General features: G+C 65.0%; 12 protein-coding genes. 6 read left to right on the forward strand and 6 right to left on the reverse strand.

Going from position 1 to position 11,166, the window contains the following annotated elements; genetic code table 11:
- Window positions 1-49: 49 nt before the first annotated feature.
- The 4 genes from B3M58_RS21110 (at window position 50) to B3M58_RS21125 (ending at window position 5,494) form a co-directional block, all read left to right on the forward strand.
- Window positions 50-1,102 carry a TRAP transporter substrate-binding protein gene (locus tag B3M58_RS21110; protein ID WP_296222221.1) on the forward strand — a complete coding sequence of 351 codons (1,053 nt, stop codon included), beginning with the start codon at window positions 50-52 and terminating at the stop codon, window positions 1,100-1,102.
- 341 nt (window positions 1,103-1,443) lie between these two features.
- Window positions 1,444-2,817 (forward strand): glutamine synthetase family protein, encoded by a 1,374-nt coding sequence (locus B3M58_RS21115; protein ID WP_296222222.1) that lies wholly within the window; start codon window positions 1,444-1,446, stop codon window positions 2,815-2,817.
- Between the two features lie 110 nt (window positions 2,818-2,927).
- The gene (locus B3M58_RS21120; protein ID WP_296222224.1) at window positions 2,928-4,316 is read left to right on the forward strand and encodes an aldehyde dehydrogenase family protein; all 1,389 of its coding nucleotides are present in this window, start codon (window positions 2,928-2,930) and stop codon (window positions 4,314-4,316) included.
- A gap of 8 nt (window positions 4,317-4,324) precedes the next feature.
- The gene (locus B3M58_RS21125; protein WP_296222226.1) at window positions 4,325-5,494 is read left to right on the forward strand and encodes an iron-containing alcohol dehydrogenase; all 1,170 of its coding nucleotides are present in this window, start codon (window positions 4,325-4,327) and stop codon (window positions 5,492-5,494) included.
- Between the two features lie 75 nt (window positions 5,495-5,569).
- Here B3M58_RS21125 and B3M58_RS21130 read toward each other — a convergent pair whose 3' ends face one another.
- The 5 genes from B3M58_RS21130 to dksA all read right to left on the reverse strand — a co-directional run bounded on the left by B3M58_RS21130 (window position 5,570) and on the right by dksA (window position 8,573).
- Window positions 5,570-6,103: a hypothetical protein gene (locus B3M58_RS21130; protein ID WP_296222228.1), complete on the reverse strand. Its 534-nt coding sequence runs from the start codon at window positions 6,101-6,103 to the stop codon at window positions 5,570-5,572.
- A 92-nt stretch (window positions 6,104-6,195) separates the two neighbouring features.
- Complete coding sequence (locus B3M58_RS21135; protein WP_296222231.1) at window positions 6,196-6,678, reverse strand: DUF6644 family protein; 483 nt, start codon at window positions 6,676-6,678, stop codon at window positions 6,196-6,198.
- A gap of 3 nt (window positions 6,679-6,681) precedes the next feature.
- Window positions 6,682-7,038 (reverse strand): DUF6152 family protein, encoded by a 357-nt coding sequence (locus tag B3M58_RS21140; protein ID WP_296222232.1) that lies wholly within the window; start codon window positions 7,036-7,038, stop codon window positions 6,682-6,684.
- A 91-nt stretch (window positions 7,039-7,129) separates the two neighbouring features.
- Entirely contained in the window at window positions 7,130-8,017 is an 888-nt protein-coding gene (gene gluQRS, locus B3M58_RS21145; RefSeq protein ID WP_296222235.1) for a tRNA glutamyl-Q(34) synthetase GluQRS, read from the reverse strand.
- A gap of 112 nt (window positions 8,018-8,129) precedes the next feature.
- Window positions 8,130-8,573: an RNA polymerase-binding protein DksA gene (gene dksA / locus B3M58_RS21150; RefSeq protein ID WP_090251641.1), complete on the reverse strand. Its 444-nt coding sequence runs from the start codon at window positions 8,571-8,573 to the stop codon at window positions 8,130-8,132.
- Between the two features lie 206 nt (window positions 8,574-8,779).
- On the opposite strand from dksA, the gene B3M58_RS21155 reads away from it, so the two are divergent.
- Window positions 8,780-9,961 carry a pyridoxal phosphate-dependent aminotransferase gene (locus tag B3M58_RS21155; protein ID WP_296222237.1) on the forward strand — a complete coding sequence of 394 codons (1,182 nt, stop codon included), beginning with the start codon at window positions 8,780-8,782 and terminating at the stop codon, window positions 9,959-9,961.
- Complete coding sequence (gene sfsA, locus B3M58_RS21160; protein ID WP_296222238.1) at window positions 9,951-10,658, forward strand: DNA/RNA nuclease SfsA; 708 nt, start codon at window positions 9,951-9,953, stop codon at window positions 10,656-10,658. Before B3M58_RS21155 ends, sfsA begins: the two co-directional genes overlap by 11 nt.
- 189 nt (window positions 10,659-10,847) lie before the next feature.
- Here sfsA and B3M58_RS21165 read toward each other — a convergent pair whose 3' ends face one another.
- Window positions 10,848-11,165 (reverse strand): Rieske (2Fe-2S) protein, encoded by a 318-nt coding sequence (locus B3M58_RS21165; protein WP_296222240.1) that lies wholly within the window; start codon window positions 11,163-11,165, stop codon window positions 10,848-10,850.
- Window position 11,166: the final 1 nt, after the last annotated feature.

The raw sequence follows: 11,166 nt of genomic DNA on the forward strand, positions 1-11,166 counted from the left end.
CGCCATGCGCTTGTAATGCATCCGAATCGACGACTATGGAGCGCACAGCATGACTACGAGACGCAGTTTTCTGAAAAATGCCGCGGTGGCCACCAGCGCAGTCGGGGCCAGCGCCCTGGGCTCGGCGCACATCTATGCCGAAGAGCCGAAAAAGATCACCTGGCGCCTGCAAACCTACGCCGGCCCGGCCCTCGGCGAGCACGTGATCAAACCGTCCATCGACGCCTTCAACAAGGCGGCCAACGGCCAGATGGAAATCCAGCTCTACTACGCCGACCAACTGGTGCCCACCGGCGAGCTGTTCCGCGCCATGCAGCGCGGCACCATCGACGCGGTACAGAGCGACGACGACTCGATCGCCGCTCCGGTGGATATCTCCGTATTCGGTGGCTACTTCCCCTTCGCCACGCGCTACAGCCTCGACATCCCGGTGCTGTTCAACCAGTACGGGCTCAATGAAATCTGGGCCGAGGCCTATGGCGAAGTCAAAGGCGTGACCTGGCTCGGCGCCGGCGCCTGGGACCCGTGCCACTTCGCCACGGTCGAGCCGGTAAACAGCCTGGCCGACCTCAAGGGCAAACGCATCTTCACCTTTCCCACCGCCGGCAAGTTCCTCACCCGGTTCGGCATCGTTCCGGTGACCCTGCCCTGGGAAGACGTGGAAGTCGCTATCCAGACCGGCGAACTCGACGGCATCGCCTGGTCCGGCATCACCGAGGACTACACCGTCGGCTGGGCCAACGTCACCAAATACTTCCTCACCAACAACATCTCCGGTGCCTGGTGCGGCTCCTACTTCGCCAACTCGGACAAATGGGCGGAGGTACCCGAGCACCTGAAAACCCTGTTCAAGCTGTGCATGGACAGCTCCAACTACTACCGCCAGCACTGGTACTGGGGCGGCGAGGCGCAACTGCGCGTCGAGGGCGGCAAGCTGCAACTCACCACCATTCCCGACGCCGAATGGGCCACGGTCGAAGCCGAGGCGCAGAAGTTCTGGGACGAAATCGCCAAGACCAGCCCGCGCTGCGCCAAGGTCGTGGAGATCTTCAAGAAATACAACGCGCTGATGGCCAAGGCCGGCCCGCCCTATCGCTATTGAACGAGCCGATAGGCAACACGCCCGCGCCGCGAGGTGCGGGCGTGGTTGTTTTGGTGGGCATGGCCTGGTTGCAGCTAGCGGGGAGTGTTCTGGCGGGCACTAAACCCGTGGCTGGCTGGACCACCCACCGCCGCTGGTTGCCTTGGCGTTATGCGCAGATTTATTGCCTGGCGCGCCTGCCAGCCTGGCAATCCTGTACCACACTCAGAGGGCCTGAAACGGCTGCCGTTAGCGGCGTTACGTTGGGCGCAGGTGTGCTTGGCCCTGCCTGGCCGAGCCGCAAAAGCGCTGTCGCCGTTGGCTGAACCTGTCGCCGATAACAACAAAATACAGGGGTGTATATGCTCAATCCGCGGGATGTGAAAACCGTCGAGGAGGCCAAGCGCATCGTCGAAGAGCGCGGGCTCAGTCACGTTAAAGTGGGGGTGTTTGACAACGACGGGGTGATGCGCGGCAAGTACCTGAGCCGCAGCAAGTTCTTCTCCGCCCTCGACAGCGGCTTTGCCTTTTGCGATGTGGTGCTCGGCTGGGACGTCAAGGATCAGCTCTACGACAATGTGCAGTACACCGGCTGGCACACCGGTTACCCGGATGCGCCGGTGCGCGTGTTGCCGCACACCTGCCGCGATCTGCCTTTCGAAAACGGCATGCTGTTGTTTATCTGCGAGTTTGCCGAGGCCGCCGAGCAAGTCTGCCCGCGTGGCACGCTGCGCAAGGTCATTCAGCGCTGCCAGGCCATGGGGTTCGACGCGTTTGCGGCGCTGGAATACGAGTTCTTCATGTTCGAGGAAACCCCGGAGTCGGCGCGCGAGAAGGGCTTTCGCAACCTCAAGCCGTTTACTCCGGACTGGTTCGGCTACTCGATGATTCGCAACTCGGTGCACGCCGAGCTGTACCACGAGATCCTCGAAATGGCCGAGCAGATGGATTTTCCCATCGAGGGCCTGCACACCGAGACTGGCCCCGGCGTGCTAGAGGCGGCCATCGCCTACGACCATGCCGAAGCGGCGGCCGACAAGGGCGCGTTGTTCAAGACCTTTATGAAAGTGCTGGCCCAACGCAGCGGGCTGATGGCCACCTTCATGGCCAAGTGGTCGGGCAAGTACCCGGGGCAGAGCGGGCATATCCACGTTTCCCTGCGCGACCGCGCGAGCGGCAAATCGGCGTTTTACGACCCGACTCAGGCGCACAACATGAGCACATTGCAGCGGCATTTCCTCGCCGGGCAGCAGCGTTTGATGCCGGAGTTCTTGTGCATGGTGGCGCCGACGCTGAACAGCTACCGCCGGCTGATTCCCGGTTTCTGGGCGCCGACCGACGCCACCTGGGGCGTGGAAAATCGCACCGCGGCGCTGCGCGTGATCCCCGGCGGCGACAAGTCGCAGCGCCAGGAGTATCGCCTCGGGGCGGCCGACGGCAATCCGTTCCTGGCCCTGTCCGTGGCCATCGGCTCGGGCCTCTACGGGGTGATGCAACAGTGGGAGCCGACCGCTCCCGTGGTCGGTAACGCATACGCGCAAAAACACCCCGAAGAGCTGGCGCTGCCACGCACCCTGTGGGATGCGGCGCAGCGCTTGAAAGCCTCCACGGCGGCGCGTGAGTTGTTCGGCGATCCGTTCGTCGAGCATTTCGCCGCCAGCCGCGAATGGGAGGAACGTGAATACCGGCGGCACGTCAGCGATTGGGAGTTGGATCGCTACTTCGAAATCATCTGAATTTTTCCCTCATCCTGGCCCTCGCCCTCGCCCTCGCCCACGGGAACTGGCTCTGCGTAGTGTCGGCGCGCGGTGGAATGGGCTGAGGGGCTGCATTTACGGAGCACCTTATGAGCAAGCTGCAGTGCATATCGCCAATCGACGGCTCGGTCTATGTCGAGCGCGATCTGGCTTCCAACCCGGAGATTCGGGCCGCGCTGGCCAAGGCCGAGCAGGCGCAGAAAGCCTGGAAAAACACCCCAGTGGCCGAGCGCGTGGCCATCGGCCGCCGGGCCATCGCCGCCTTCGCCGCCAAGGAAGCGCAACTGGCCGAAGAGCTGTGCTGGATGATGGGCCGGCCGATTCGCTACGCCGCCGGCGAAATCCGTGGGTTTGTCGAGCGCGCCAGTTACATGGTCGATATCGCCGAACAGGCATTGGCCGATATCCAGCTGCCGGACAAACCCGGTTTCATCCGCTTTATCCGCCGTGAGCCGTTGGGCGTGGCGCTGGTCATCGCGCCGTGGAACTACCCCTACCTGACGGCGGTGAATGCAGTGCTGCCAGCGCTGCTGGCCGGTAACGCGGTGCTGCTGAAACATTCGGCGCAAACCCCGCTATGCGCCGAGCGCATGGTCGCGGCCTTCGCCGAGGCCGGCTTGCCGGACGGGGTGTTCCAGTACCTGCACCTGAGCCATGCCGATACCGAACAGTTGATCAAGGCGCCGGCCATCGCCCATGTTGCCTTCACCGGCTCGGTGGCGGGCGGCGCCATGGTCGAACGGGCGGCGGCGGGGCGCTTTATCAGCGCCGGGCTGGAGCTGGGCGGCAAGGACCCGGCCTATGTGCGCGCCGACGCCGACCTCGATCACGCGGTGGCGACCAGCATCGACGGTGCTTTTTTTAACTCCGGGCAATCCTGCTGCGGCATCGAGCGCATCTACGTACACGAGGCGTTGTACGACGCCTTCGTCGAACAGGCCGTGGCCCTGGTCAAGCAATACCAGCTGGGCCGCTCCGATGACCCGGCCACCACCCTCGGCCCGCTGGTGCGCAGCGAGGCGGCCGATTTTGTCCGCGAGCAGGTCGCCGAGGCGGTGGCTCAGGGCGCCATCGCGCATATCGATCCGGATAGCTTCGCCCTGGACCGCCCCGGCAGTGCCTACCTGGCGCCACAGGTACTGACCAAGGTGCACCACGGCATGCGGGTGATGACCGAGGAATCCTTCGGCCCGCTGGTGGGTATCCAGAAAGTGGCCAATGACGAAGAAGCCCTGGCTTTGATCAACGACAGCGAGTTCGGCCTGACCGCCGCGCTCTTCAGTCGCGATGTCGCGTCTGCACTGGCCCTGGCCGATCGCATCGAGGCCGGCACGGTGTTTCTCAATCGCTGTGATTACCTCGACCCGGCCCTGGCCTGGACCGGGGTGAAGCACTCCGGGCGCGGCTGCACCTTGTCGGGTGTGGGCTACGAGCACCTGACCCGAGCGAAATCCTTCCACTTCAAGACGCAGTTGTGAGGCGCGCCATGGACCTGAAGCACTACCGCATGAACTGGAACTACCCGACCTCGATCCGCGTGGGTGCCGGGCGCATCGGCGAGCTGCCGGCGGCCTGTCGCCAGTTGGCCATGCGTGCCCCGTTGCTGGTCACCGACCCCGGCCTGGCCGCGCTATCGATCATCGACAAGGCGCTGTTGCATTGCCGCGACGACGGTCTCCAGGCGGCGCTGTTCTCGGCGATCAAGGGCAATCCCACCGGGCAGAACGTGCAGGACGGCGTGGCGGCGTTCAAGGCCGGCGGGCATGACGGGGTGATCGCCTTCGGCGGCGGCTCGGCGCTGGATGCCGGCAAGGCCATCGCCCTGATGGTCGGCCAGGATCGCCCGCTGTGGGACTTCGAGGACATCGGCGACAACTGCGACCGCGTCAATGTCGCCGGCATGGCGCCAGTGGTGGCGGTGCCGACCACCGCCGGCACCGGCTCGGAGGTTGGCCGCGCCTCGGTGATCACCGACGACGTGGCGCAGATCAAGCGCATCATCTTCCACGCGCGCATGCTGCCGGCGCTGGTGATTCTCGACCCGGAGCTGACCATCGGCCTACCGGCGAAAATCACCGCCGCCACCGGCATGGATGCGCTGTCGCACAATCTGGAGGCGTTCTGCTCGCCGCTGTTTCACCCGATGGCCGAAGGCATCGCCCTGGAGGGCATGCGCCTGGTGCAGCAGTACCTGCCGCGGGCGGTAAGCAAGGGCGCGGATGTCGAGGCGCGTTTGCAGATGCTGGTGGCTTCGAGCATGGGCGCCACCGCGTTTCAGCGCGGCCTGGGCGCCATGCACGCGCTGGCCCATCCGCTCGGTGCGCTGTACGACGCGCACCACGGGCTGCTCAATGCCGTGCTGATGCCCTACGTGTTGCAAGCCAACAAGGCCAGCATCGCGGCGCAGATGGACAAGCTGGCGCGCTACCTGGGCCTGGCCACGCCAGGTTTCAACGGCGTGCTCGACTGGGTGCTCGCGCTACGCGCCGAGGTCGGCATCCCCCACAGCCTGGCCGAGATTGGTATCGACGACAGGCGTATCGAGCAGGTCGGGCGCATGGCCGAGGTCGACCCTTCGGCCGGCACCAACCCGATTGCTTTCAGCGCGGCGCAGTACAGCGCGCTGTTCGAGAAAGCCCTGCGCGGGCAGCTCTGAGGCCGCGAAACCGATCGCGGCTAAAGCCCCTCCACAACAGCCCTGCGGCCTGCGGTTCTGTGGGAGGGGCTTTACTCAATCCTCTGCCTGGGCCGCTTTCAGCGCCTCATAGGCGGGCGCGGCGTAGATGCCGATTTCCACGGCCAGGGCCAGCACGCGCTCCAGGTCGTTGCGATAGACCAGCACGGCTTGCAGGTCGTCATCCAGCGGTTCGCTGAAGTCCACCAGCACATAACCAGCGGTTTCCGGGCTGAGACTGGCGAGCTGTACCTGGATGCGGTTCAGCGCCTTGAGCGCCTCGACTTTCACCAGCTGCTTGGGCTTGAGCACGAAGCTCACCTCGGGGCCGAAGGAGTCGACCACCTGTTGGAACAGCGCGTCGTAGCTGTCGGCCTGGAACAGCACGGTGTCCGGCAGGCTGCCGACCACCACCCATTCGCCCAGCGGGATGGGAAAGCTGTCGTCGTAGTTGATGTCCGGGTTGGCGTGCAGAAAGGCCTGCGGGTCGGCGTAGGCCTGCGCCGCTTCATCGGCAATGCGCGCGATATCTTCCGGGGGCATGCAGCCCGAGCTAATTTTGCCGATCAATTCTTCGAGCTGGGCTTTCATCGGTGAGGTCCTGTGCGGGTGGGCAATGGCGCGCAGGATAATCGCCATGCTGCGGCTTGTCGCCTCGTCGAGGCCCTTGCCGGGCTGGCCTGCTAGAAATACGCCAGCAGGCGACCCAGGCTCATCACCAGTAGCCAGATCAGCAACGAGGCGGCGGCTTGCAGGCGGCCGAGCAGCGGTGGTTGGCGATCCCAGTCGGCCAGGCGGTTGCTCCAGCACCGGCGAAACAGCAGGGCATTGCCGATACCGAGGGCGATCAGCAGCAGTTTGAGTTGCAGCAGTTGGTTGCCGAGCAGCGGCGTGGCGTCGGCGGCGAACAGGCAGAAGCCGCTGCCCAGGAGCACCAGCAGGCCGCCGCCGGCCAGCGCTGTCAGGCGCTGCGATGCGGCCGCTAGGCTGATCTCGCGGCCGGCACCGAGCAGGCGCAGGTCAAGCAGCAACATGCTGCCGAGCAGCAGTACCAAACCGAGCAGGTGCGCCAGATTGAGCGCTGGGTAAAGCAACGCCGAGCCGCGCATCTGCTCGCCGAGGGCCGAGGTTTCCAGCCAGCCGGCCCAGGCGATAAGGCTGTCCACGCGTTAGCGCAGCTCGATGGTGCGGCCGTCGACGATGATCCGCTCGGCACGAATTTCCGCGCTGCCATCTTTGCGCGGGTAGCCGACGATGGTCACGCTCTTGCCCACCGTCAGGTCGCCTTCCGGCAGGCCACGGGCTTGCAGGCGGCTGATCGGGGCGAGGATTACCGCCCAGGCCTTGCCCGCATGTTCGATGCTCACATCGGCATGCGGGTTGCGGTAGTTGACGGTTTTCAGCGGTACTTCCAGGGTCAGCAGCTGCTCGGCGTCATAGGCGCTCCAGCCGTGATGCGCCTGTGCCAGGCTGGCGCATAGGCTGACGAGGAGGGCGCCGAGCGCCAGCGTGAGTGATTTGCGCATGAGGGTCTCCCGCGAAATGAACGACGTTAAAGACCTTAGAACGGATTTCGCCAGCGGACGCGCCTGGCAGTATTTCGAAACAGAATGGCCGCTAGCGCAACTGCGCCTCGGCCAGGCTCGGGCGGCGCGGGATCAGCGTGGCGTCCCAGTGGCCGATGGCCCAGGCCAGCAGCTCGCTGGGGCGCGCACCGTCGAGCGGCTGCGGCACCGTTTGGCCCAGCGCGCGCAAGGCGCGCACCAGCAGCGGCGCGGCCTGATCGGCTGGCAGCGGCGGCGAGCGGTAGGATTTGCCGAGCTTGTGGCCGTCCGGCTGGATGATCAGCGGCACGTGCAGGTAGCGCGGCTGGGGCAGCCCGAGCAGCTCTTGCAGGTAGAGCTGGCGCGGCGTGGAGTCGAGCAGGTCGGCGCCGCGCACCACATCGGTGATGCCTTGCCAGGCGTCGTCCAGAACCACGGCCAGTTGGTAGGCGTAGAAACCATCGCGACGGCGAATGACGAAGTCGCCGACTTCGCGGCCCAGGTGCTGGCGGTATTCACCCTGCACGCGGTCGCTGAAGTGGTAGCTCAGTTCGGGTACGCGCAGGCGAATCGCCGCGTTTTGCGTGGCGTGCCCGGCATCGCGGCACAAGCCAGGATAGATGCCTTGATAGCCGTCGAGTTGCTTGCGCGAGCAGGTGCAGGCGTAGGCCAGGCCCTGGTTGAACAGGCGTTCGACCAGAGCCTGGTACTCGGCATGTCGCGCGCTTTGCCGCACCAGTGCGCCGTCCCATTCGAAGCCGTAGCTTTCCAGGGTTTTGAGGATCGCGTCCTGGGCGCCCGGCACTTCACGCGGCGGGTCGAGGTCTTCCATGCGCAGCAACCAGCGCCCGCCCACGGCGCGCGCGTCGAGATACGACGCCAGCGCCGCGACCAGAGAGCCGAAGTGCAGGTAACCGCTGGGCGTAGGGGCGAAGCGACCGATATAAGCGGGTGCGTTCATACGGGCGAATACAAGGACGTGTGCGGCGGGGATGAATGTTTTCGCACGCAAGAGCAGGGCAGGCTGCTCGGCGCAGAAACAACACGGGGCGCCTAAGCGCCCCGTATTCAGATCAGGAACCGATCTGTTTTTCTTTGATTTCCGCCAGCGTCTTGCAATCGATGCACAAGGTCGCGGTCGGACGGGCTTCCAGACGGCGGATGCCGATCTCGACGCCACAGGAGTCGCACCAGCCGTAATCGTTGTCTTCGATCAGCTGCAGGGTTTCGTCGATCTTCTTGATCAACTTACGCTCGCGATCGCGGGCGCGCAGTTCCAAGCTGAACTCTTCTTCCTGGCTGGCACGGTCGGCTGGATCGGGGAAGTTAGCTGCCTCGTCCTGCATGTGGTGCACAGTCCGGTCAACTTCCTGCATCAACTCCAGCTTCCACTTGTTGAGGATGCCGGTGAAGTGGGCGCGCATCGGCTCACCCATGTACTCCTCGCCCTTTGTTTCTTTGTAGGGCTCGAAACCACGAGTCAGTTGGCTGCTTTTTGCTTTTGCTTTGGTGGGCATGGATGACCGCCTCTCACTCTCTCTAATCCACTGCGCAGGACGGTGTCCCTTGCCGATCCTACGTCGAGTAGAACCGGCCCTGCGGCTGCAAGCGGGCGAACTTACCAGAACAACACAAGCCGCGCCACTCCCGGTTGTCGAGGTTGCTGCCGTTTCGCCGAGCCGTTGGTTAGAATCCGCGCCTCAACCTCTATCAAGGCAGGTCCATGGCCCAGTCCTACAGTGCGCGCAGCCGCGCCATCGAACCCTTCCATGTCATGGCCTTGCTCGCCCGTGCCAACCAGTTGCAAGCCGACGGCCATGATGTGATCCACCTGGAAATCGGTGAGCCGGATTTCACCACTGCCGCGCCGATTGTCGCGGCCGGCCAGGCGGCACTGGCTGCCGGCCACACCCGCTATACCGCCGCGCGCGGGATTCCGGCGCTACGCGAGGCGATTGCCGGGTTCTACGCGCAACGTTATCGGTTGAGCATAGACCCTGAGCGGATTTTGATTACCCCGGGCGGCTCCGGTGCATTGTTGTTGGCCGCCAGTTTGTTGGTCGACCCGGGCAAGCACTGGCTGTTGGCCGACCCGGGTTACCCGTGCAACCGGCACTTCCTGCGGTTGGTCGAAGGCGCCGCGCAGCTTGTGCCTGTCGGGCCTGACGTGCGCTACCAACTGACCCCGGAGCTGGTCGCGCGGCATTGGGATCAGCACAGCGTCGGTGCTCTGGTCGCCTCGCCGGCCAACCCCACCGGCACCCTGCTGGCGAGCGACGAACTGGCCAGCCTGTCGCAGGCCCTGAAAGCACGCGGTGGCCATCTGGTGGTCGACGAGATCTACCACGGCCTGACCTACGGCGTGGACGCCGCCAGCGTGCTGGAAGTCGACGACGCAGCGTTCGTGCTCAATAGCTTCTCCAAGTATTTCGGCATGACCGGCTGGCGCCTGGGCTGGCTGGTGGCGCCGCCCGCCGCCGTGGCGGATCTGGAGAAGCTGGCGCAGAACCTCTACATCAGTGCGCCGAGCATGGCCCAGCATGCGGCGCTGGCCTGTTTCGAGCCGCACACGCTGGAGATTCTCGAACAGCGTCGGCATGAGTTCGCCCGGCGCCGCGACTTCCTTTTGCCGGCACTGCGCGAGCTGGGCTTCAGAATTGCCGTGGAGCCGGAAGGCGCCTTCTATCTATATGCCGACATCAGCGCCTTCGGCGGCGACGCCTTCGCCTTCTGCCAGCACTTCCTGGAAACCGAGCACGTGGCGATCACCCCGGGCTTGGATTTCGGCCGTCACCACGCCGGCCAACATGTGCGCTTCGCCTACACCCAGGACCTGCCGCGCCTGCAACAGGCGGTCGAGCGCATCGCCCGTGGTCTGAAAAGCTGGAGGCCGGATGCGCTTTGACCCGCCGTTGCAGCAGGGCCGCTTGCTGCGCCGCTACAAGCGCTTTCTCGCCGACATCGAGACCAGCGCAGGCGAGCTGTTGACCATCCACTGCCCGAACACCGGCTCGATGCTCAATTGCATGAGCGAGGGCGCGCGGGTCTGGTTCAGCCGCTCCAATGACCCCAAGCGCAAGCTGCCGGGCACCTGGGAACTCGGTGAAACGCCGCAGGGGCGTCTGGCGGTGATCAATACCGGGCGGGCCAATGGCCTGGTCGAAGAAGCGCTGCGGGCCGGGGTGATTACCGAGCTCAGCGGATTTACCCACCTCAAACGTGAGGTGCCCTATGGCCAGGAGCGCAGCCGTATCGATTTTCGCCTGGATTACCCGGGCGGCGCGGCGTTTGTCGAGGTCAAGAGTGTGACCCTGGGCTTTGCCGACAGCCGCGTCGCGGCCTTTCCGGATGCGCGCACCGAGCGCGGCGCCAAGCACCTGCGCGAATTGGCCAGCCTGGCCCGCGCTGGCGTGCGGGCGGTGCAGTTGTATTGCGTGAACCTCAGCGAGGTGGACGCCGTACGCCCTGCCGAAGAAATCGACCCGCTGTATGCAGCGGCGTTGCGCGAAGCGGTCGGCGCTGGCGTCGAGGTGCTGGCCTATGGCGCGCAGATCAGCGCCGAAGAGGTCCGTCTGGTGCGCCGACTTGAGGTGCAGTTGTAGGCTGGGCCGGCAGATTCATACAGGCGGCGGACAAGCCTGCGGCATGTCCGCCCTACGGTGTGCGGTGCCTGTGCGGGCCTGTAGGGTGAGTCGGCGTACGGCATGTCCTACGGTGTGTGGTGTTTATGCGGGCTTGTAGGGTGGACATGGCGAAGCCTTGTCCACCCGCGCGGGTGGCTCGGCGTGCGGTTACGGGGTGATCCAGATACCGTCGGGGGGTTCTGCGCAGGGTAGGGCATCGAGGGTTTTTCCGGCACACGGGCCGGCGACGCATTCGCCCGAGTCGATGAGGAACAGCGCACCGTGGGTGGCGCACTGGATCAGGCTGGCGCTGTGGTCGAGGAACTGATCGGGCAGCCACTCCAAGGCAATGCCGCGGTGCGGGCAGCGGTTGCGGTAGGCGTATACCTGGCCGTCCTTGCGCACGGCAAACAGTTTCTCGTTGTCGATCTCGAAGCCGCGGCTCTGGCCCTCGGCCAGTTCATCCACCGCACATAAACGAATCATG

It is taken from the genome of Pseudomonas sp. UBA2684, assembly GCA_002354655.1.
GTDB lineage: Bacteria > Pseudomonadota > Gammaproteobacteria > Pseudomonadales > Pseudomonadaceae > Aquipseudomonas.

Coding starts and splice junctions, on each gene's coding strand:
- dksA (WP_090251641.1), bottom strand. CDS start 8,573: ATGCCCACCAAAGCAAAAGCAAAAAGCAGCCAACTGACTCGTGGTTTC.
- sfsA (WP_296222238.1), top strand. CDS start 9,951: ATGCGCTTTGACCCGCCGTTGCAGCAGGGCCGCTTGCTGCGCCGCTAC.
- gluQRS (WP_296222235.1), bottom strand. CDS start 8,017: ATGAACGCACCCGCTTATATCGGTCGCTTCGCCCCTACGCCCAGCGGT.
- B3M58_RS21165 (WP_296222240.1), bottom strand. CDS start 11,165: ATGATTCGTTTATGTGCGGTGGATGAACTGGCCGAGGGCCAGAGCCGC.
- B3M58_RS21125 (WP_296222226.1), top strand. CDS start 4,325: ATGGACCTGAAGCACTACCGCATGAACTGGAACTACCCGACCTCGATC.
- B3M58_RS21110 (WP_296222221.1), top strand. CDS start 50: ATGACTACGAGACGCAGTTTTCTGAAAAATGCCGCGGTGGCCACCAGC.
- B3M58_RS21140 (WP_296222232.1), bottom strand. CDS start 7,038: ATGCGCAAATCACTCACGCTGGCGCTCGGCGCCCTCCTCGTCAGCCTA.
- B3M58_RS21120 (WP_296222224.1), top strand. CDS start 2,928: ATGAGCAAGCTGCAGTGCATATCGCCAATCGACGGCTCGGTCTATGTC.
- B3M58_RS21130 (WP_296222228.1), bottom strand. CDS start 6,103: ATGAAAGCCCAGCTCGAAGAATTGATCGGCAAAATTAGCTCGGGCTGC.
- B3M58_RS21155 (WP_296222237.1), top strand. CDS start 8,780: ATGGCCCAGTCCTACAGTGCGCGCAGCCGCGCCATCGAACCCTTCCAT.
- B3M58_RS21115 (WP_296222222.1), top strand. CDS start 1,444: ATGCTCAATCCGCGGGATGTGAAAACCGTCGAGGAGGCCAAGCGCATC.